The following is a 20,188-nucleotide window of genomic DNA, read 5'->3' on the forward strand; positions in this document are numbered from 1 at the left end:
AGAACCGACCGCCCTGTGGGAGCCGACCTTGTCGGCGATTGGGTGCTCGCCTCGAACTGACCCGCTGCCGCGGGATCGCCGACAAAGCCGGCTCCCACAACAGGGCTTGTCGCGCAGAGGGTGACGCCCGTGCCCGACAGAACCCAGGAGTACGCCGACCGAAGCTTGACGGCCGTTCCCCAAGAGGGCCGCCATGGAGCGACCAGCGTGCATTCATTCCTTGCTATGTAACTCCATTTGTAGTTACATCTCTCTCCGAGACCAACCATGGTCGTGACATTCGAGTGGGACGAGGCGAAAGCTCTTCGGAACCGCACGAAGCACGGCATCTCGTTCGAGAACGCCGGACGGATATTCCTCGATCTGTTCTTCATGACCCGCCTCGACGACCGCGTGGACAGCGAAGACCGATATATCGGCCTCGGCATGGTTTCAGGAAAGGAACTCGTCGTGGTGTATGCACTGCGCGGCGAGTCGGTTCGGATCATCTCGGCTCGCGAGGCTTCACGTTATGAAATCTTCCGCTACTGGCAAAACCGTCAGGCATGTACTTGATCCGGATGAGCCGCTGTCGCCGGAACTTGCCGCCGAACTGGAGGCACTGACCGATCGTCCCATCGACTTCAGCGACATCCCGCCACAGCACCCTGACGAGAGCTGGATCACGGCGAGCCCCCTCGCCACCCTGCGCAATAAGCAACAGATCACGCTCCGCATCGATAGCGACGTGCTCGAGTTCTTCAAGAACTCCGGCCAGCGTTACCAGACGAGGATCAACAGCGTGCTCCGCGAATACATGAAGGCGCACGTGAAGTCATAGCGGGAATGCGGATAAGCTGCGCGAACGGCAGGCCCCGCCCTATCAGGAGTTACCGATGATCGATCACACCGGCGTCACCGTCAGCGACTTCGAGCGCAGCAAGGCGTTTTACCAGGAGGCATTGGGTGCGATCGGCTACGAGTTGCTGGCGATCTTCCCGGCGTCCGTCACCGGCCGCACCGACGTGGCCGGCTTCGGCGAGGGCGGCAAGCCCGACTTCTGGATCTACAAGGGTGAGCCGAACCAGCCGCCCGTGCATGTCGCTTTCCGCGTCGCATCGACGCAGCTGGTGCGTGCTTTCCACGAGGCCGCGCTCGCCGCCGGTGGCCGGGACAATGGTCCGCCGGGGCCGCGCTCGCACTACCACGCGGGGTATTACGGCGGTTTCGTGCTCGACCCGGACAGCCATAACATCGAGGCGGTCTTTCACTCCGCCTGAGCCGTCCATCCCTGGACGACGGAAGACCGGGCGTCAGCGCAACCCGGTTTCGGCGCGCGCGATCACCAGGCGCTGGATCTCGCTGGTGCCTTCGTAGATCTCGGTGATCTTCGCATCGCGGAAGTAGCGCTCCAGCGGCATTTCCTTTGAATAACCCATCCCACCGTGGATCTGCACGGCCTGGTGGGTGATCCACATCGCGGCCTCGGAGGCGACCAGCTTGGCCATCGACGCCTCGGTGCCGAAGCGACCGCCGTTCTTGTCGGTCTGCGCCTTGGTCCACGCAGCGCGCAGCGTCAGCAGCAGGGCCGCGTCGAGCTTGCACTTCATGTCGGCGATCTTGGCCTGGGTCATCTGGAACGTGCCGATCGGGTGGCCGAAGGCCTTGCGATCGCGCGACCACTGCAAGGTGGCCTCATAAGCGGCACGCGCGATGCCCACGGCCTGCGAGGCGATACCGATGCGGCCGGCGTCGAGCACGCCCATGGCGATCGCGAAGCCCTTGCCTTCTTCGCCCAACATGTCTTCCTTCGGGCACACGTAGTCGTGGAACTCGATCTCGCAGGTGGCCGACGCGCGGATGCCGAGCTTCGGCTCGGTCTTGCCGGCGAGGAAGCCTTCCCGCGCGGTGTCGATGATGAAGGCGGAGACGCCGCGCGCACCGATCCCGGGCGTGGTCACGGCGAACAAGACAATGTAGCGCGCGACGGGGCCGGAGGTGATCCAGCTCTTCTTGCCGTTGATGACCCAGTCGCCGTCGGCGTTCTTCACCGCGCGGGTATGCATGTTCGAGGCGTCCGAACCGGACTGCGGCTCGGTGAGCGCATAGGCACCGATGGCTTCGCCCGAGGCGATGGCGCGCACGTACTTCTGCTTCTGCTCTTCGGTACCGTTCTTCAGGATGCCGTTGCAGAACAGGGAATTGTTCACCGACATGATCGTGGAGGTGGCCGCGTCGGCCGCGGCGATCTCGACCATGGCCAGCACGTAGGAGACCGGGTCCATGCCCGCGCCACCATAGGCTTCCGGCACCTCGATGCCCATCAGGCCCAGCTGGCCCATTTCCTGGATGTTCTCGAGCGGAAACTCGCCCTTGGCGTCGAATTCGGCGGCCACGGGAGCGATCCGCTTCTGTGCGAAATCGCGGGCGATGGACTGGATCGACAGCTGGTCGTCGGTAAAACGGAAATCCATGGTGTTCCTCGCGCCGGCCTGGCGGGCGGCAAAGTCTTGGGGTGGAGACAAGCCCACCATTGTAACGGTCGTTCGAGTCGGTGCCTCCGTGCACTGCAACATGGCCTTGACGCCCGGGCACACTGGCCGCATCCTAGGTATCTCTGTATCGCGATATAAGGATGTTGGATGGACCTGTCGACGGCCTCCACGGTGCTTCGGCTCCTGGCCGATCCCACCCGCGTCCGCCTGCTCGCCCTGCTGGATCGCGAGGAGCTGACGGTCGCCGAACTGGCGGCCGTGCTGCACCTGGCCCAGCCTCGTGTGTCGACGCACCTGGCGAAGCTGAAAGAGGCGGAACTGGTACGCGACCGGCGGGCAGGCGTGTCCGCCTATTATCGCGCCAACGCCGAGGCGGACCCCACCCTTGCCGCCCTGGTGGCTTCCCTGCGCGACACCTTGAGCGACGCCCTCCTGCGTGAAGACGCGGAACGCCTGCCCGCGGTACTGGCCCAGCGCGCCCGCGCCGAAGGCTGGGCGGACACGGTCGCCGGCGACATGGAACGGCATTACTCACCCGGACGCACGTGGGAGACACTGGCCCGGTCGCTGTTGCAGTTGCTCGCCACGGGCGACGTGCTCGACATCGCCTCGGGCGATGGCGTCACCGCCGAGTTGCTGGCCCCGCATGCCCATTCCATCGTCTGCATCGACAGCTCGGAGCGCGTCGTCGAAGCGGCACGCCAACGCCTGTCGAGCTTCACCAACGTGGACGTGCGCACCGGCGACATGCATGCGCTGGATCTGGGCGGCCGGCAGTTCGATCTTGTCCTGCTACTGCACGCCCTCACCTACTCCGAGCAGCCACAAAAGGTCTTCGCCGAGGTGACCCGGGTGTTGAAGCCGGGCGGACGCCTGCTCGTTTCCACGCTCGGCGAACACGACCACCGCGCCGTCGTCGAGCCCTTCGATCATCGCAACCTCGGTTTCACCTGCGACGGCCTCACGGCCATGGCGCGGAAAGCCGGACTGGACGTGGTCAGCTGCGAGCGCCTGAGCCGCGAGCGTCGCGCCCCGCATTTCGAAGTCATCAGTCTTCTCGCGCGCAAGCCCTGAGCGGAGACACACCCATGAAAAACCTTCCCTGGCTCCATCCCGATCGCGTCGCCCTGATCCAGAAGGGCCTCGCCGAACGCATCATGATCCTCGACGGCGGCATGGGCACCATGCTCCAGGGGCACCAGCTGGACGAGTCCGGCTATCGCGGTGAGCGTTTCGCGGGCGGCAACGACAGCACGCACGAACACGGCCACGATCATCCCGGCGAGTGCGACCTGAAGGGCAACAACGACCTGCTCCTGCTGACCCAGCCCGACATCATTCGCGGCGTGCACATGGCGTATCTCGAAGCCGGTGCGGATTTCGTCGAGACGAATACGTTCAACGCCACGCGCGTCAGCCAGGCCGACTACCACCTCGAACACCTCGTACCCGAGTTGAATCGCGAAGGCGCGCGCATCGCCCGCGAAGCCTGCGACGAGATGACCCGGCGCACGCCGGACAAGCCGCGCTTCGTCATCGGCGTCCTCGGGCCCACGAGCCGCACCGCCTCGATCTCACCCGACGTGAACGATCCGGGTTTCCGCAACGTGTCCTTCGAGGAACTGACCGCGAACTACGTCGAAGCCGCGCGTGCCCTGATCGAAGGCGGCGCGGACACGATCATGGTCGAGACGATCTTCGACACGCTCAACGCCAAGGCCGCGCTGTTCGCGCTGAGCGAGCTGTTCAACGAACTCGGTGCGCGCGTGCCCGTGATGATCTCGGGCACGATCACCGACCGCTCCGGGCGCACGCTTTCCGGCCAGACCGCGGAGGCGTTCTTCTATTCCGTGGAACACATCCAGCCGCTCTCGGTAGGTCTGAACTGCGCGCTCGGCGCCGACGACCTGCGCCCGCACGTGCAGATGCTCGCGCGCATCGCCGGCAGCGCCGTCAGCACGCACCCGAACGCGGGACTGCCGAACGCCTTCGGTGAGTACGACGAGACACCGGAAAGCATGGCCGCGACCATCCGTGGCTTCGCCGCCGACGGACTCATCAACATCGTGGGCGGCTGTTGTGGCACCACGCCCGCGCACATCGCGGCGATCGCCGCCGCCGTGGCGCCCTACCCGCCGCGCGTTCCCAAGGACACCGCACAAGCCGCATGAGCATTCGATACACGCGCCTTTCCGGCCTCGAGCCGCTGGTCCTCACGCCGGACCTGAACTTCATCAACGTCGGCGAACGTACCAACGTCACCGGCTCGGCCCAGTTTCGCAAGCTGATCAAGGAGGGCCGCTACGAGGAAGCCGTGGACGTGGCCCGCCAGCAGGTGGAGAACGGTGCCCAGATCCTCGACGTGAACATGGACGAGGGCTTGATCGATTCCGAGGCGGCGATGACCCGCTTCATCAACCTGATCTCGTCCGAGCCCGACATCGCCCGCGTGCCGATCATGGTGGACTCCTCGAAGTGGAGCGTGATCGAGGCTGGCCTGCGTTGCATGCAGGGCAAGGGCATCGTCAATTCCATCTCGATGAAGGAAGGTGAAGCCGCCTTCCTCGACCACGCGCGCAAGGTCCGCCAGTACGGCGCCGCCGTGGTCGTGATGGCCTTCGACGAGGCCGGCCAGGCCGACACGAAGCAACGCAAGATCGAGATCTGCTCGCGGGCCCACGAACTGCTGGTGAACGAGCTGGACTTCCCGCCGGAAGACATCATCTTCGATCCCAACATCTTCGCCATCGCCACCGGCATCGAGGAACACAACAACTACGCGGTGGATTTCATCGAGGCGACGCGCGAGCTGAAGAAGCGCTTCCCCTCGTCGCATGTATCCGGCGGCGTCTCCAACGTGTCGTTCTCGTTCCGCGGCAACAACCCGGTGCGCGAGGCCATCCACTCGGTGTTCCTCTACCACGCGATCGCCGCGGGCATGGACATGGGCATCGTCAACGCCGGTGCGCTGGCGATCTACGACGACCTGCCGGAGGAACTGCGCGAGCGCGTCGAAGACGTGGTACTGAATCGTCGTCCGGACGGCACGGAACGCCTGCTCGAGATCGCCGACCGCTACAAGGGTGGCAAGGGCGAGGTGGCGGTGGAAACCGCCGCCTGGCGCGACAAGCCCGTCGTCGAGCGGTTGACCCATGCGCTCGTGCACGGCATCGACCAGTTCGTGGTGGAAGACACGGAAGAAGCGCGCCTCGTCGCCCGGCGCCCGCTCGACGTGATCGAAGGCCCGCTGATGACCGGCATGAACGTGGTCGGCGACCTGTTCGGCGCCGGCAAGATGTTCCTGCCCCAGGTGGTCAAGTCGGCGCGCGTGATGAAGAAGGCCGTGGCGCACCTGATTCCGTACATCGAGGAAGAGAAGCTGCGTTCCGGCGACGCCGGCAAGAACAACGGCAAGATCGTGCTCGCCACGGTCAAGGGCGACGTCCACGACATCGGCAAGAACATCGTCGGCGTGGTGCTCCAGTGCAACAACTTCGAGGTGATCGATCTCGGCGTGATGGTGCCGACCCAGAAGATCCTGGACATCGCGCGTGCCGAGAACGCCGACATCATCGGGCTCTCCGGCCTGATCACGCCTTCGCTGGAAGAAATGAGTCAGGTCGCCCGCGAGATGGAGCGCCAGGACTTCCGCGTGCCGCTGATGATCGGCGGCGCGACGACCTCGCGCGCGCATACCGCGCTGCGCATCGAGCCACATTACAAGTCGCCCACCGTATGGGTGAAGGACGCCTCGCGAGCCGTCGGCGTCGCGCAGTCGCTGGTCAGCAAGGACCTCGTCGACGAGTTCATGACCAAGGTGCGCGCCGAGTACGCGGAAGTGCGCGACCGCCACAAGAGCCGCGGCGCGGGCAAGCAACTGGTGCCCCTGTCGAAGGCCCGCGCCCAGCGCTACACGGGCGACTGGCAGGCATACACGCCGCCCACGCCACGCGTGCCGGGCGTCACCGTGTTCGACGACTACGACCTCGCCGAATTGCGCGGCTATATCGACTGGTCGCCGTTCTTCAACGCGTGGGAGCTTGCCGGCAAGTTCCCGGCCATCCTCGACGACGAGATCGTCGGGCCGCAGGCCACCGAGCTCTACAACGATGCGCAAGCGATGCTCGACAAGCTCATCGCCGGGAAGTGGCTCACGGCCAAGGGCGTGATCGGCTTCTGGCCCGCCGCGCAGTCGGGCGACGACATCGAGGTCTACGCCGACGCGGGCACCGGCAAGCGCAAGGCGATGACCACCCTGCACCACTTGCGCCAGCAGGTGGACAAGCCCGCGGATCGTCCAGACTTCTGTCTGTCGGACTTCGTCGCGCCGAAGGACAGCGGCGTACAGGACTGGATCGGTGGCTTCGCCGTGACCGCGGGCATCGGCATCGACGAGCATGTGGCGCGCTTCGAGGCGGTGCACGACGACTACTCGTCGATCCTGCTCAAGGCCCTGGCCGACCGTCTCGCGGAAGCCTTCGCCGAACGCATGCATGAGCGCGTGCGCAAGGAGTTCTGGGGTTACCAGCCCGACGAGGCATTGGATAACGATGCACTCGTCGCGGAGCGGTACCGCGGCATCCGCCCGGCCCCGGGCTATCCCGCCTGTCCGGAGCATTCGGAGAAGCGGACGTTGTTCGACCTGCTGCAGGCCACCGAACACACGACGATCCAGCTCACCGACAGCTTCGCCATGTACCCCACGGCCGCCGTGTCCGGCTGGTATTTCTCCCACCCCGACAGCCAGTATTTCGTCGTCGGCCGGGTCAGTCGCGAACAGGTCGAGGACTACGCCCGTCGCAAGGGCTGGGAACGCCGCGAAGCCGAACGCTGGCTAGCCCCCTACCTCGACTACGACCCCGACTGAAGACGGCCCCACCTTCGGGTGGGAAGCCACTGCCGGGAAGCCGCTTAACCTACCCTCGGCTAGTAAGCCGCTTACCCTCGGGTGGGAAGCCGCTAATCCCCGGGAAGCCGCTTGGCCTCGGGTGGGAAGCCGCTTAAGCGGCGATCGGGTGCTCGCCAAACCATCACCCGAACCCCGGGGACTCAAGTCTCCTCAGGCCCACCCGGCTTCACCGTCTCCCCGCGCTCACGATGCTTCAAATGCGCGAACACGTTGTAAAACGACACAATCATCGGAAAAGCCGTCTGAATGATGCCGACGGAATCGTTCTTGCCCCAGATGAAGTAAGCCAGGGTCAGCACGCTGCCGCTGACCGACAGGTACCAGAAGGACATCGGCACGGTGACCTTCTTGTTCTTCCGCGTGGCATAGAACTGGACGAACCAGCGCGCGGTGAAGAGCAGCGTGCCCAGGAGACCGATGATCTTCCAGGGCGTGAGGGTCAACAGGTGGAGGTCGGCAAGGGCTTCGTGCATGGCGGTGTCCGCTGGGTGAGCCGGCGCATTTTAGCCCCGGGAACCATGGTATGACCCAAAAGAAAACCCGGCGCGTGGCCGGGTCTTCAGGATTCGATGGTGGGCGGTACAAGGATCGAACTTGTGACACCTGCCGTGTGAAGGCAGTGCTCTACCGCTGAGCTAACCGCCCATCGAGCGGGGCATTCTAAGGTCTGGCCGGGGGGTGGGTCAATCACCCCCCGGATCACTCCGTCGGCAGGCAATTAGCCGAGTTGGCCAGCTTGGTATTGATCAGGGAACCGGACACCCCGACCGTCACCCGGGATCCGGGCGATTCGTTGTTGTTTTCTCCCGCACCGGACGTTTTCCCCGCCTGACGGGCGCAGAACACGAATTCGATCGCCGTCCGCGTATCGTTGGCGACCGGTAGGCCGGTCTGGCCGAAGGTGAAGACGTTGCCATCGGTGGCCTGGATCGAGACATCGGGTGTGATGGGCGTGGTCCTCAACAAGGAATGCTTCGTCGCATCGTAGGCCTGGTTCGGTCCGGCAGACGATGCGTCATACGCATAAATGAGATAGCCCACATCGTAGTTGGAATCGTCATCGGCGCAGGTACTTCCATCGCTGCTTCGGCACATCGAGACGAACTGATGGCGGGTCGCAGCCTCGGAGCGAGCGAACTGCAGGTCGCCTACCATCGTATTCACGATATTGCTGAGATGGGCGCGACGCATCGTCCCGCGGAATGCCGGCACCGCGATGGCCATGAGAATCGCCAGCACGGCCACGGTGGCCATCAGTTCGAGGATCGAGAACCCCCTGCTCGACCGGATCGTCATGGCGTCACCAGCACCGGCCGTTGGCCGTCGTCGATCCGCTCTGCGACTTGGTGCCGCGCGAGTCGATCGACAGCGTGCCGCAGGAATCGCTTGCCTGCGTTTGCTGGGGAGCGGCCTTGGCGACGTAGCCCGTGTCGAAGGTCGTACCGGTGAGTTGAGTGATGGTGATCTTGTAGTAACCGCCCGCACTCAAGTTGGTCGCGAACTTCAGATCATTCACCGGGTCCTGCGCGTATTTGTTGTACGTGGCGTAGTAACGCTCCTGAGCATTGGCGAGACGCAGGAGTAGTTCCTGCCCCTCGCCACGCCGCGCGCGAAACGTGTAGCGCGTATAGGACGGCAGGGCGATCAGCATCAGCACCGCGATCACTGCCACCACGATCATCAACTCGATCAGCGTGAACCCCCGCCCGGTTCTTCCGAATCGACGCATGAGTGCCTCCCTCCCGTTACTGGCCACTGTTCAGTTCCCGCCACGAGCGGCGGCGCCATACGGCGTCACCAATGTTGAATGTCCCTGTCGTGCCGTCTGCATTCTGGATCGTGAGCCCAGGTAGCGCGATCTTACCTCCACCAACACCAGTCGCCGCGGGCAATGAACCTGAGATCGGCACGTTGCTAACCCGAACTCCTGCCTGGGCGAAGCCGGCACCGAGCGCAGCTGTACCGACGTTGACACCGCTTGCGGCACCACCGGTCGCAGCGTCGATCACGAGAATGGCGCCTTTTCGAACCGGGGCACAGGGGTCGGTATTGCCCGGCAAAAGAGTAGTGATAATGGCGCGACCGCTATCGAAAAGCGCAGTCGCGTCGACGACAACCCGCTCGCCCTTATCGGTTTGCGCACTGCTGGATCCCGTATACAGCTTGATGAACCATCCGCCATACGAATTACCATCGGCATCTGTCGCCGGCAACGGCTTCTGGGTCAGCCCGCGAATGTCACCTACCTCGGTCATCACCTGTTCGACCATCTTCGTCTTGCCCTCGATCACGGGTGCCGCGCTCGCCGTTCCTCCGTCGCGGATACCGTAGACATATTGAGTGGCTACCGAACCATCGACCGTGTTGTCGCCGCCTCCCAGGTACTTGCCTGTACCGAACACGACCATGAAATAGGATGAGGTTGGGTCGGAGAACAAGCGAGGCATGACCGTGATAGGACGCGAACCCTGGTCTGCCGAATAGAAGGCAAGAGAGACCGCCCATTTGGCCGGGTCGGCATCTGATAGGTCGAAACGCCAGAGATTGCCATTGAGGTCGCCCGCAAATGCCACATCATCGATTTGATCATTGTTGTAATCGCCAAGGACTGGCGACGTTAATCCATAACTGGTGATGTTACCCGTGACGCCGGACGCACTGGTCGGCGTCACCAACTCGCGAATAACTGCTCCCGTCTGCGCGTCGAGGACGAACAGCGAACTCTGCGTTCGCGATGAGGCGGGATCGTTTGCCGACTCCGTCTTGTACGGCTGGGTGGCGGCGAGCGTGCTCGACGGAAAATATCCTGATGGAACCAGAACCACCCACTTTCCGTTCGCCAAACGGCCGATATTGGGCTTCCCGTAGGTGTACCCGAGGTTGGCGCCGACGTTCGTACCACCGCTTACGGTCGTATTGTTGAACTCCCAAAGCACCTTGCTATTGGCATTGCTTTCGCTGGCAGACGCGTCGGTGATGTCCAGTGCATAAACACCACGACCACCGAGGCGCAATCCCCCTACAAGAATCGTATGCCATCCCTTCGTACCGGCACTGAAGAAGACATCACGCGTCACTGGCGTGGCATCTACCGTAGGTATCATGGTGAAGTCTGTATTGGGAGTCAGGTAATTCAGTTTGTTATAAATGGAGAAAGGTACGTACGCCCAGCGTTCTTTGCCTGGCGACGGCGTTACGTCGACAGAATCCGCCGGCGTGGCATCCGTAGTCGCGTCGAACGCGTGCAACATTCCATCGTTAGCGCCGACGTACACGGTTGGCGCCCGCTTGGCGTGATCGGAAACAAATTTTTCGTAGCTATAAAGCAAATTACCCTGCGCGTCGCGCTCCGCTTCGGGCGCCCCCGTCGAGAAAGTATCTGTGTATCCGCTGGCAGGGTAAGCGACATACACCGACTGGGAATTGATGATTGCCCCGAGAATGGATGTACGACGGCGATAAGTTGTACCTTCTTTGCTCGTATCGCCACGTAGATAGGCAACCTTATCCGCGCCATTGGTATCCGTGAAGTTGACTGGATCAGCCGCCTTCAGGGCAGCCGACGCTGACGTCCACGTAAATGCGGCACCCGCACCCTTACCAGCAGCTGTACTGGTCAAGATGACACGGGAATCGCCTGCCTTCGATCGTGCCGTCAGAATATCCCCCGCACTCCAGTACGTCTTGCCAATTGCACCATTGGAATCGATAAGCGCGGCAATCAGAGAACCGCTCCAATTTGAACTATCGAAGCCAGTCAAATAGGTAACGCCATTGCCAGTAAGCACAGAACTGCTTAGCGCGCCCGCGACAGCCGAGCTACTGCGCGAGATAATGCGCGTCAATAGTTGAGACAGCGAGTTGGCGAGGCTATCCGGATCACGCGCACTGAAGTACTGGCCACGGCTATTGATAGCGGCATGCCAGGTATCGTCGATGTCGGTAAGGTCGCCGGAACCTGACCCGGTTGGCGTCGGCCACGCTTTTTTTCCCGCACGAAGCGCTGCGTAGTCACCATCGAACTGCAGCGAACCATTGATACCAAGTGCGATCATGTACTGAACGACGTGGGGCCATGTCGCAGGATCATTCTTAGGATTGAAGTACAGGGACGCTGGCGGAACCCCTGTGCCATCCCAATCCACGGGTTTTCCATTCTGATCCGTGTAGTCGACAAACGACGGCGGCACATCAAGCTTGAATTTGCTTCCGCTAGTGAAGTCTGGGCGAAGGTTGGTAGCCCAATAGTAAAAGGCAAGGTCCGACAACGTGGAATACGTTGTCGATGGGACATTCCAGAAGATCTTCGATTCGGCCGCGCTGTTGTCGTACTCGATGCCATCTGGCAACGTAATGGACTTGCGCGTCGTAGGCGATTTGACACCGGGGTCTTCGCCGTTCCAATAGCCATCCGTGACCAGGAGACTGTAATTGAGACGACAGGTCAGCTCCATGCCTGAAGAGTCCGGCCCCACGTTCGGCTCCCAATAAGGGTTCATGTTCCCCTTAACACCGGCTCCCGACATGAATATCTGGCCGACACGCTCAATCGCAACTCGTGTGGGAGTTCCTCCACTCGAGCTGACTTGATATAGCCATTTAAAGAAATTGTCGCGGGGTGTACCAGCAAACTTATCGAAGGTCGTCGTGCCCGCAGCGAGCCGATAAGTCTGGGAATTCATGTTTTGATAGACCACGCGGATACTGCTACCCAAACCCGAGAAGACGTTGGAAATCGCAGAACGGGTCATCAAGTTTCGAGTGCGATAGTAGGAATACCAATTGGCAAAATTCAGCTTTTCCGCCGCCGTCGCATTCTTACCCGAGAGCAATTGAATTGTGCAGCCAGTTTCACTGTTGAGCGTGGGACAAGTGTAATAAAACGCTCCGGTCTGATTTTGTGCGACCGCGTTTACGATGCTCGAACCGTAAGCATTTGCCGATGCACTGGCCGATGTCTTCGTATAAAAGCCATACACGAACTGGCCGGGAAGAAGGTTGCCTTTTTTATCATACCCAAGCCCTCCTTCCAAATTCACGATCGTTGGGGTGCAGGTTTTCAAGGTGGCGCATATTCCATCGCGGGGCACCTTGGTGAAATCCGCAGAGTCGGGAAAACGTGTCTTTCCATCGGACTGTAGCGGCGGGATGTATTTGATGCTCGGGTTGTAGTATTGCGAATTCGAGGTCGATGAATAGTAGTATTTTTTATCTGTTGAATTATCCAGCGTGTCCGGCAAATTGGACGACCCCATGGACCCAGAGTCATCGAATGTCACCGCGATATTCGGCGATACCGCTACCGTCAGGTCGGGTGGTGCCGTACTTAGGTCGGTGGTGTAGTACGTCGCGGTTGTTTGCGCTTCAGACGTGGCCATCGGTGCAGCCAATGCGCAAAGCGAAAGCAATGCCAGGCATGATCCGAAATGATGAACTCGCTTGGAAACGTTCATGGCGTCAGTCGGCCTTCGCGGCAAAGGTAGTTTCGATGACGCGTATGGCGTTCTGGTTGTTGCCCATGCCACGCGCGGTGATGCGATAAAGATGCCGGTTGGTACTGGTATAGCCGGTGCCGGTCGACCCGGTCGAACCGGACTCATGCTGCAAGCCGGAGTTAGGCGGCAGTTCCAGACCAAGGTCTTCGATGATGTAGTACGGGTTACTTCCGAGGTCGAACGTGCCGTCCGCGCTGGCGTTGGTCAACGTGGCGGTCGCATATTCCGTGGCGCCTTCAGTCACCCAACCGGACGAGGTCCGGAAGATGAAGGCTTTCGACGTGGTCGGGGGATTGGGATCGTAGTCGTAGCAATTGGACAATACGCCGCTGCCGCACTGCATGCGCGTCGAGGAATCGGAGCTTGCGCGCCACAACCGCCATTCCGCCGCACGGATCGCGCTTTCCGCGCTCCATTCGGCCAACTGCGCGTTGCGCTGACCGCCAGCGAGTTTTTGCTGCAACATCGACGTGCCCGACGCGCTGATCGCAAGCATGGTGACCAGCAGCAGGAAGATCAGCGCGACGACGAGCACGACGCCCCGCTGCCGATGAGGTGGATTGAAACGAATGATGAAAAAAGGTCGGTTCATGGCGTCGTCTCCGACGGTCAAGGGTTGTAATTGCGCAGCATGACCACCGTGTTGAACTGGCGGCGTAGCATCTGGTTGGCGAATCCCTGGTCTGATGGCGCGATACCGTCATCGCCGCGATCATCAGGCGCCTTCGGTGTCGTGATGCCTTCGGGCGAATAGGCGTAAGCGATGTCGGGAGCCTGCAAGGTATAAAGCGGCTGCTGGCCATCCATGAGCACGTTGACTTCGACCGTCTTCAGCGCGCGCCACAAACACCCCTGGTCGGCTGACGTGGAATCCGGTGGACCGGAGGGGCACGCGATCGTTTTCGCGGCCCGAGAATCCACCTCGGCTGCCGTCAGGTAGTGGAGCAGTCCGTTCGCGTCTTCGATGCCATAAGTGAAATCGAGCCGTTCCGCTCCACGGACGAGCTCCTGACAGGCGGGAGTCTGTCCGCCGCTGTCGCAGCGCATCAGCGCACCTGTCTTTGCACCACTAGCGGTACCGTCGTCGCTGACCACCTGGAGGAAATAGGTAATCGTGCGGAAGTCGGTTTTCAGCCGGAAGAAGCGCGGCGCCGACTGCGGCACGAGTGCGCGCGGTGCAGTGAAGTTTCCGGCGGTATCGACGGGCACGAAGTCGGGATTGCCGTTCGTCTGGAAGATCTGCGCCGTCGAGCAATCGGCCAGCATCATCAGTTCTCCGTCGGCGACACCCGTAAGCGACGGTTCACCGGCCGCCGTTTTCGGCTCGATGTGAACAGAACTGATCAGCCCGTTGTTGGCGACGATCGTGCTCGCTCCCCCAATGCTCCAGCCTCGCCCTGAGTCCACGTAGCGAAGCTGCAGCACGGCGGCACCTTTGACGCGATCGCCGACCTGGTCGCCCATTGCCGGTACGCCATCGTCCACCGTGGGAGGACTGGCAGGCGTGCAGTCGGTCTTGGTGCACTCGAAACCACGCATGTAGAAAAACGAAGGGAGGCTGTAAGGCGCCGTCGGTTGGTCAGGATAGGGAGCTCCCCACGGTGTGGTGTTCTGCGGGAACGTCAGGTTCTTGGCCAGGACACGGGGGGCGCGCAAGGCATCCAGCGCGATATTGCTGCCACTGGCGACATTCGCTATTCCTCCGGTGCTGCTGCAGTACTGCGCACCGGCCATCTTCAGGTCATCGGCGATGCGGTTGACCGCGAAGCGGCCTGCTTCCTGCAATCGAGCCAACTGGGTCTGGGCGCGGTTACTCGATGAGGTGGACATGAACACGGTGACGATGCCACCAGCGACGATCAGGCCGAGCACCATGGCCACCATCAGTTCGACCAGGGTGACGCCGCGGCTGCGCTGGAAGGGACGGAACACACTCATGGCTGGAACACCCAGGTGAAGGATTGCAGGTTGCCTGCGGCGACCTTGTCGTCACCACCGGTCAGGCCGCGTTCGGCCCAGGTGATCGTCATGGTGCACGTGCCCCCGTACGGCGGTCGCATCGGGTATTGGCTGGTCGGATCGACGGAGCCCTTGGTGCACTGGATGCTCGTGGCGCCGACCGCCGGTAGCGTTTCCTTCAACTGCTGGCTCCAGACGACCTTGTCACGCAGGGCGACCTGTGCGGGCGTGCAGCCCGCGGTTGCGTCACAAACGGGCGGATCGTCATCGATGGGATAGGTCGTGGCGTCGTAATTCGCCTGCCATATCCCCACCGGATTCGCCCGCATGCGATCGGCCATGTTGCCGGCAAGGAAGGTGACCTGGGTGCGCACATATGCTGAAACGTTCGACTTCGTGGCCGTGATCAACAAGCCACCGAGGCCGATCAGGCCGATCGTGAAGATCAGCACCGCGACCAGGACTTCGATCATCGATACACCGCGCTGGACGCGCGGCGACGGGACGTGAATCACGCTGGCTCCCCCAAAAACCATTCCGACGGCGTGACAGTAACCAATGCTGAACAGAACGCCAGCGCCAGCCGACATTCGGTCAGATTATTCCGACGAGCGGCGTCCACTCACCCACCACTGGACGTTCACACCGTACGGTGCTCCATGGCGACCTCACCCACAACGGGAGGCCCAGCCATGAACCACGACCGCCAGGACGTCAAACACCCCGACCACAGCCAGCCGAAGCATCCGGAATCCGAACACGAAAAGAAGGCCCGAAAGGAACACGCCGACGAAAACCAGGACCACGCCCTGGAAGAAACCTTCCCGGCCAGCGATCCGGTCTCGCCCTTCGTGCCGGCGAAAGCGCCCAAGTAAAACCCGCCACACGACGCCGCGCGTGTCGCCGACACGCCGGCGTCGCATCGGTATAACGCAGCGGTCACGAAATCGCGGTGAGAATAGGCGGGCTACGAAAGGAGTTCTTCCGTGCTCGCGCAGTATGTCTTCACCTCGGCGGATATTCCGTTCCGCGTCGTTCGCCACGGCCACCGCTGGCGTGCGCTCCATGGTGACCGCGAAGTCGGTCGCTACGACAGCGCCGAAGAGGCGATCCATGCCCTTCGTGCCGGTCATCCCGATGCCCGCCTGCCCCGGCGCCTGAGCGACTGGCGCTACCTGCCGGATGCTCCCCTGCTCCACCTGGCACCGCCCAGCGCGGCCGCCATGGCACGTCTCGCCGCGGGTTAAACGTCAAAGGGCCATGCTGCGCCAGTGGCCATGGTCGTCCTCGATCCGCAGCTCCACGGATGCGCCGCTCGCGTGATGCGCGCGCGCCTGGCGCAGCGCATAAGACAACGCGTCGCGCTCCTGTTCGAAACGCACCGGTTTTTCCGCATCCACCCGCACCGCCCATTCGGTGCCGGGCTGCGGTGGCTGCATGACGTAGACCCGGACATAGCGCATCGCTCGTAGCCTTTCCTCAGCCCTGACGAGGCCATTCACGCGCCAGCAGGGCGAAGACGACGTCATCGACCCATTCACCGCGGAAGAAATAGCTCTCGACGTGATGGGCCTCCTGGCGAAAGCCGAGCGAACGCAACAGCGCGATGCTGGCGACGTTGCGTGGGTCCACGGAGGCCACGGCACGCCGGTAGCCCCAATCGCCAAAGGCGAGGCCGAGGGCCATGGCCATGGCTTCACGGGCGTAGCCACGGCCTTGCCGCTCGGGCCGGAGCGACACGCCGAACTCGATCGCCTCGCCCGGGGCGGAGGGGAAATGGATGCCGAGATCGCCGGCGAGTTCGGCGGAGTCCTTTTCCCGGATCGCGAGTTGGAACCAGCTATCGGGCGCGGCGAACGACTGCACGGTCTGCCTCGCGATGAACGCTTCCGCATCGCCGACGTCCACCGGTTTCCAGCCCTGGTAGCGGGCCACGGCATCGTCGCCACGGTAAGCATGCAGAAGCGCTGCGTCCGCCGGAACGAGGCGGTCCAGGCGCAGCCGCGCGGTGAGGAAGACGGGGTGAACGGGATGGTCCATGCGGCATCCTCGGCCGATCCGGCCGCCGCCGCAACTAGTCCTCGCCGGTCTCGCGTTTTTCATAGGCGGCACGCGCCGCCTCGATCTCCGCGCGATGCTTTTCCGCCCACAACCACACGCTGCAGAAGGCGGCACCGAGGCTCAGGCCGATCTCGGTGAGTTCGTATTCCACGCGCGGCGGCACCACCGGATAAACCGTGCGCGTGACCAAGCCGTCGGCCTCCATCTGGCGCAAGGTCTTGGTAAGCATTTTCTGGCTGACCCCGCCGATAAGGTCGGCGAGACGGCCAAAACGCAGGCGGCCGTGTTCCGCCAGCACTTCCAGCGTGAGCATCGTCCAGCGGTCGGCGACGCGCTCGATGACTCCCCGCACCAGCGTGTCGAGTTCGGGGTCGGTATGGGTCTCGCCCAGCACGCGGCAAGGCTCGTCATAGATTTTCCTGGCCTTGGCTGGCATATCGGTGCTCCATGGTTTCCGAAGGGTAAGTATGGAACTTTCTGGCGCCTACTTTCCATTGGATCGTGTCCAGCCTAGCCTACACCCACCCCTTATCCGACGAGGTTCCCCATGAACATCACAGGCAACACGATCCTCATCACCGGCGGCGGCTCGGGCATCGGCCGGGCCCTGGCGGAAGCCTTCCACGCGCGCGGCAACCAGGTCGTCATCGCAGGCCGCCGGCAAGGCGTGCTCGACGCGGCCACCGCCGCGAACCCCGGTATGAAGTCAGCGGTGCTGGACATCGAGGACCCTGCGGCTATCCAGCGTTTCGCCGCCCAACTGCGCAAGGACTTTCCGGCCCTCAACGTTGTGATCCACAACGCCGGCATCATGCGTCCGGAGCGGCTGACCGATGGCAGCACGGACACCGCCGAAGCCACCATCACCACCAACCTGCTCGGCCCGATCCGGCTCAACGCGGCACTGATCGATCATCTGCTGGCGCAACCGAAGGCGAGCATCGTCACGGTGTCTTCCGGCCTTGCCTTCCTTCCTTTCGCCGTCGCACCGACCTACTGCGCAACCAAGGCGGCGATCCATTCGTATTCGGAAACACTGCGCTACCAGCTGAAGGACACGTCGGTGCAGGTGCTGGAACTGGTACCGCCGTATGTGCAGACGGAACTGATGGGGGAGCGGCAGAAGAACGATCCGAACGCGATGCCGCTGGATGCGTTCATCGAGGAAACGATGCGGCTTATCGAGAGCACGCCGGATGCGACGGAGATCCTCGTGGAGCGTGTGAAGCCGCTGCGTTTCGCCGAGGCGAACGGGAGCTACGCGGGCTTCTTCAAGCAGTTCAACGACAATGCGGCGGATCACGCTCCGTAGCCGCCGAATCGCCGACGAAGTCGGCTCCCACCGGGGCCGCTATCGCCGACAAGGTCGGCGATGCTTTTCCAACAGACACAAAAAAACCCGCTGGCGCGGGTTTTTTTGTGTCCTCCGGGACCGCTCGTCGGCAGTCCGGGAGAAAGGCGCTGGTGCCGGAAATAGGAATCGAACCTACGACCTCATCATTACGAATGACGCGCTCTACCAACTGAGCTATTCCGGCGAGAAGCGGAATTCTAGGGAAGCTTGGCACTTGGCGCAAGCCTCAGCCGGCCATGCGCAGCTCCTTGGGCAGGGCGAAGGTGATGTTTTCCGCCTCGCCATCCAGTTCACGCACGCTGCCCGAGCCCCAGGATTGCAGGCGGGCGATCACTTCCTGGACGAGCTTTTCCGGTGCGGAGGCGCCCGCGGTGACGCCGACGCGGGTCTTGCCTTCCAGCCAGCCACGCTGGATGTGTTCGGCGCCGTCGATCAGGTATGAGGTGACGCCCTGTTTCTCGGCCAGTTCCTTCAGGCGGTTCGAATTCGAGCTGTTGACCGAGCCCACCACGAGGACGAGGTCCACGGCGTCGGCGAGGCGGCGCACGGCGTCCTGGCGGTTCTGCGTGGCGTAGCAGATATCGTCCTTGCGCGGGCCCTCGATGCTCGGGAATTTCGCGCGCAAGGCGCCGATGATGGCGATGGTGTCGTCCACCGACAGGGTCGTCTGGGTGACGAAGGCGAGCTTGTCCGGCTGCGAGGGCACCAGTTCGGCGACGTCCTCCACCGATTCGACGAGATAGATATGCCCGGCGTTGGCGCGGTTCCACTGGCCCATCGTGCCCTGGACCTCCGGATGGCCGGCGTGGCCGATGAGGACGACGTCATGGCCCGCGCGGCCCAGGCGCGCGACTTCCATGTGCACCTTGGTCACCAGCGGGCAGGTGGCGTCGAATACGTTGAGGTGACGGCGGTCGGCCTCTTCGCGCACGGCCTTCGGCACGCCATGGGCGCTGAAGATCACGGTGGCGCCATCGGGCACCTCGTCGAGTTCGTCGACGAAGACCGCGCCATCGGCACGCAGGCGCTCCACGACGTAACGGTTGTGCACCACCTCGTGACGCACGTAGATGGGCGCGCCGTAGGACTCGAGCGCCCGCTCGACGATGGCGATGGCGCGATCGACGCCGGCACAGAAACCGCGGGGATTGGCGAGGAGGATATCCAAGGGGACCTCGTGGCCGTGGGGCCGTGGTTATGGGCTTTTGGGCGCCCTGGGGCGCCGGAACCCCCGCATTATCGCACGGGCGCCCTCCGCGTCCCTTAAGTCGTGCTGAAATCCAACCATCTCCCGGCGGAAGCCGGGTGGGAAGCCGGGTGGGCAAGGGGGTGGGAAGCGCGCTGGCGCGCGAACGAACTTGCGGCGGACCCATTCGCGCGCCAGCGCGCTTCCCGCCCTTAACGGGGGGTGGGCTTGGGCGAGCCGCTGAACAGGCTGAACACGATCAGGGCCGCGGCCCCCACGCTGATGGCGGAATCGGCCACGTTGAAGACCGGAAACGGGTAGCTGCCCAGGTAGACCTGGATGAAGTCGGTGACCTTGGCCGCATGCACCCGGTCGATCACGTTGCCCAGCGCGCCGCCCACGATCAACGCCAGGGGCACGGCGGTACGCCAGTCGTGGCGCGGCGTGCGCGAGAGCCACACGCTCAGTGTGCCGCTGATGACGGCCGCCAGCAGGACGAAGAACCAGCGCTGCCAGCCGGCGCTATCGGCCAGGAAGCTGAACGCGGCGCCGGTATTGAAGGTGAGCGTCCAGTTGAGGATGCCCGGAATCACCGGATGCGGCGTCTCGGCCGGCTGCAAGGCCGTGAGCGCCCACCACTTGGTCAACTGGTCGAGCACGATCATGACGGCGGCGAGCCAGAGCCAGGACAGCGCGTTGGGTTTGGGGCGTACGGTCATGCGTCGGGAGCCATTCGAGTCGGAGGGTTGA

The 20,188-nt window shown here is 62.9% G+C and carries 22 protein-coding genes and 2 tRNA genes; 9 read left to right on the forward strand and 15 right to left on the reverse strand.

Translation table 11 applies throughout. The features are described from left to right. The first annotated feature begins 267 nt into the window (after positions 1 to 267). From AB6730_RS02240 to AB6730_RS02250, 3 genes are read left to right on the forward strand one after another with little or no spacing between them, the layout of a single operon-like run. Positions 268 to 555 (forward strand): BrnT family toxin, encoded by a 288-nt coding sequence (locus AB6730_RS02240; protein ID WP_371022038.1) that lies wholly within the window; start codon positions 268 to 270, stop codon positions 553 to 555. Further along, positions 512 to 820 carry a BrnA antitoxin family protein gene (locus AB6730_RS02245; protein WP_371022039.1) on the forward strand — a complete coding sequence of 103 codons (309 nt, stop codon included), beginning with the start codon at positions 512 to 514 and terminating at the stop codon, positions 818 to 820. Before AB6730_RS02240 ends, AB6730_RS02245 begins: the two co-directional genes overlap by 44 nt. A gap of 55 nt (positions 821 to 875) precedes the next feature. After that, positions 876 to 1,259: a VOC family protein gene (locus AB6730_RS02250; RefSeq protein ID WP_371022040.1), complete on the forward strand. Its 384-nt coding sequence runs from the start codon at positions 876 to 878 to the stop codon at positions 1,257 to 1,259. Between the two features lie 33 nt (positions 1,260 to 1,292). On the opposite strand, the gene AB6730_RS02255 is transcribed toward AB6730_RS02250, so the two are convergent. Beyond that, on the reverse strand, positions 1,293 to 2,453 hold the full coding sequence (locus AB6730_RS02255; protein ID WP_371022041.1) for an acyl-CoA dehydrogenase family protein: 1,161 nt from the start codon (positions 2,451 to 2,453) through the stop codon (positions 1,293 to 1,295). Between the two features lie 168 nt (positions 2,454 to 2,621). Between AB6730_RS02255 and AB6730_RS02260 the strand changes: the two genes are divergently transcribed. Genes AB6730_RS02260 through metH form a run of 3 tightly spaced genes read left to right on the forward strand, consistent with a single transcriptional unit; the run spans position 2,622 to position 7,341 of the window. Next, positions 2,622 to 3,548, forward strand: a complete 927-nt coding sequence (locus AB6730_RS02260; protein ID WP_371022042.1) for an ArsR/SmtB family transcription factor — start codon at positions 2,622 to 2,624, stop codon at positions 3,546 to 3,548. Between the two features lie 14 nt (positions 3,549 to 3,562). Then, positions 3,563 to 4,645: a homocysteine S-methyltransferase family protein gene (locus AB6730_RS02265; RefSeq protein ID WP_371022043.1), complete on the forward strand. Its 1,083-nt coding sequence runs from the start codon at positions 3,563 to 3,565 to the stop codon at positions 4,643 to 4,645. After that, positions 4,642 to 7,341, forward strand: coding sequence for a methionine synthase (gene metH, locus AB6730_RS02270; protein WP_371022044.1), 2,700 nt, complete (start codon positions 4,642 to 4,644; stop codon positions 7,339 to 7,341). Before AB6730_RS02265 ends, metH begins: the two co-directional genes overlap by 4 nt. Before the next feature lie 182 nt (positions 7,342 to 7,523). Here the strand turns inward: metH and AB6730_RS02275 are convergent, their stop codons facing one another. The 8 genes from AB6730_RS02275 to pilV form a co-directional block, all read right to left on the reverse strand. Beyond that, on the reverse strand, positions 7,524 to 7,856 hold the full coding sequence (locus AB6730_RS02275) for a lipid-A-disaccharide synthase N-terminal domain-containing protein (protein ID WP_371022045.1): 333 nt from the start codon (positions 7,854 to 7,856) through the stop codon (positions 7,524 to 7,526). Between the two features lie 97 nt (positions 7,857 to 7,953). Then, positions 7,954 to 8,028, reverse strand: a tRNA-Val gene (locus AB6730_RS02280). A gap of 54 nt (positions 8,029 to 8,082) precedes the next feature. Beyond that, positions 8,083 to 8,679, reverse strand: a complete 597-nt coding sequence (locus tag AB6730_RS02285; protein WP_371022046.1) for a GspH/FimT family pseudopilin — start codon at positions 8,677 to 8,679, stop codon at positions 8,083 to 8,085. Positions 8,680 to 8,683: 4 nt separating this feature from the next. Continuing rightward, complete coding sequence (locus AB6730_RS02290) at positions 8,684 to 9,112, reverse strand: type IV pilin protein (RefSeq protein ID WP_371022047.1); 429 nt, start codon at positions 9,110 to 9,112, stop codon at positions 8,684 to 8,686. Between the two features lie 16 nt (positions 9,113 to 9,128). Continuing rightward, positions 9,129 to 12,836 carry a pilus assembly protein gene (locus AB6730_RS02295; RefSeq protein ID WP_371022048.1) on the reverse strand — a complete coding sequence of 1,236 codons (3,708 nt, stop codon included), beginning with the start codon at positions 12,834 to 12,836 and terminating at the stop codon, positions 9,129 to 9,131. A gap of 4 nt (positions 12,837 to 12,840) precedes the next feature. After that, the gene (locus AB6730_RS02300; RefSeq protein ID WP_371022049.1) at positions 12,841 to 13,470 is read right to left on the reverse strand and encodes a PilX N-terminal domain-containing pilus assembly protein; all 630 of its coding nucleotides are present in this window, start codon (positions 13,468 to 13,470) and stop codon (positions 12,841 to 12,843) included. A gap of 17 nt (positions 13,471 to 13,487) precedes the next feature. Further along, complete coding sequence (locus AB6730_RS02305; RefSeq protein ID WP_371022050.1) at positions 13,488 to 14,816, reverse strand: PilW family protein; 1,329 nt, start codon at positions 14,814 to 14,816, stop codon at positions 13,488 to 13,490. Continuing rightward, on the reverse strand, positions 14,813 to 15,352 hold the full coding sequence (gene pilV, locus AB6730_RS02310; protein ID WP_371022051.1) for a type IV pilus modification protein PilV: 540 nt from the start codon (positions 15,350 to 15,352) through the stop codon (positions 14,813 to 14,815). The genes AB6730_RS02305 and pilV overlap by 4 nt, the downstream gene beginning before the upstream one ends. Before the next feature lie 177 nt (positions 15,353 to 15,529). Here pilV and AB6730_RS02315 point away from each other — a divergent pair, with 177 nt between their 5' ends. Beyond that, the gene (locus AB6730_RS02315) at positions 15,530 to 15,712 is read left to right on the forward strand and encodes a hypothetical protein (protein WP_371022052.1); all 183 of its coding nucleotides are present in this window, start codon (positions 15,530 to 15,532) and stop codon (positions 15,710 to 15,712) included. A gap of 111 nt (positions 15,713 to 15,823) precedes the next feature. Continuing rightward, positions 15,824 to 16,084, forward strand: coding sequence for a hypothetical protein (locus AB6730_RS02320; RefSeq protein ID WP_371022053.1), 261 nt, complete (start codon positions 15,824 to 15,826; stop codon positions 16,082 to 16,084). A 3-nt stretch (positions 16,085 to 16,087) separates the two neighbouring features. On the opposite strand, the gene AB6730_RS02325 is transcribed toward AB6730_RS02320, so the two are convergent. From AB6730_RS02325 to AB6730_RS02335, 3 genes are read right to left on the reverse strand one after another with little or no spacing between them, the layout of a single operon-like run. Further along, on the reverse strand, positions 16,088 to 16,300 hold the full coding sequence (locus tag AB6730_RS02325; RefSeq protein ID WP_371022054.1) for a hypothetical protein: 213 nt from the start codon (positions 16,298 to 16,300) through the stop codon (positions 16,088 to 16,090). Positions 16,301 to 16,316: 16 nt separating this feature from the next. After that, on the reverse strand, positions 16,317 to 16,877 hold the full coding sequence (locus AB6730_RS02330) for a GNAT family N-acetyltransferase (protein WP_371022055.1): 561 nt from the start codon (positions 16,875 to 16,877) through the stop codon (positions 16,317 to 16,319). A gap of 34 nt (positions 16,878 to 16,911) precedes the next feature. After that, positions 16,912 to 17,334 carry a winged helix-turn-helix transcriptional regulator gene (locus AB6730_RS02335; RefSeq protein ID WP_371022056.1) on the reverse strand — a complete coding sequence of 141 codons (423 nt, stop codon included), beginning with the start codon at positions 17,332 to 17,334 and terminating at the stop codon, positions 16,912 to 16,914. Positions 17,335 to 17,445: 111 nt separating this feature from the next. Here AB6730_RS02335 and AB6730_RS02340 point away from each other — a divergent pair, with 111 nt between their 5' ends. Continuing rightward, positions 17,446 to 18,210: an SDR family oxidoreductase gene (locus AB6730_RS02340; protein ID WP_371022057.1), complete on the forward strand. Its 765-nt coding sequence runs from the start codon at positions 17,446 to 17,448 to the stop codon at positions 18,208 to 18,210. 150 nt (positions 18,211 to 18,360) lie between these two features. On the opposite strand, the gene AB6730_RS02345 is transcribed toward AB6730_RS02340, so the two are convergent. From AB6730_RS02345 to lspA, 3 genes are all read right to left on the reverse strand, one after another. Further along, positions 18,361 to 18,436, reverse strand: a tRNA-Thr gene (locus AB6730_RS02345). A 42-nt stretch (positions 18,437 to 18,478) separates the two neighbouring features. Then, positions 18,479 to 19,420 carry a 4-hydroxy-3-methylbut-2-enyl diphosphate reductase gene (gene ispH, locus AB6730_RS02350; RefSeq protein WP_371022058.1) on the reverse strand — a complete coding sequence of 314 codons (942 nt, stop codon included), beginning with the start codon at positions 19,418 to 19,420 and terminating at the stop codon, positions 18,479 to 18,481. 230 nt (positions 19,421 to 19,650) lie between these two features. Beyond that, the gene (lspA, locus tag AB6730_RS02355; RefSeq protein ID WP_371022059.1) at positions 19,651 to 20,157 is read right to left on the reverse strand and encodes a signal peptidase II; all 507 of its coding nucleotides are present in this window, start codon (positions 20,155 to 20,157) and stop codon (positions 19,651 to 19,653) included. Positions 20,158 to 20,188: the final 31 nt, after the last annotated feature.

It is taken from the genome of Luteibacter sp. RCC_6_2 (genome assembly GCF_041360655.1).
GTDB lineage: Bacteria > Pseudomonadota > Gammaproteobacteria > Xanthomonadales > Rhodanobacteraceae > Luteibacter.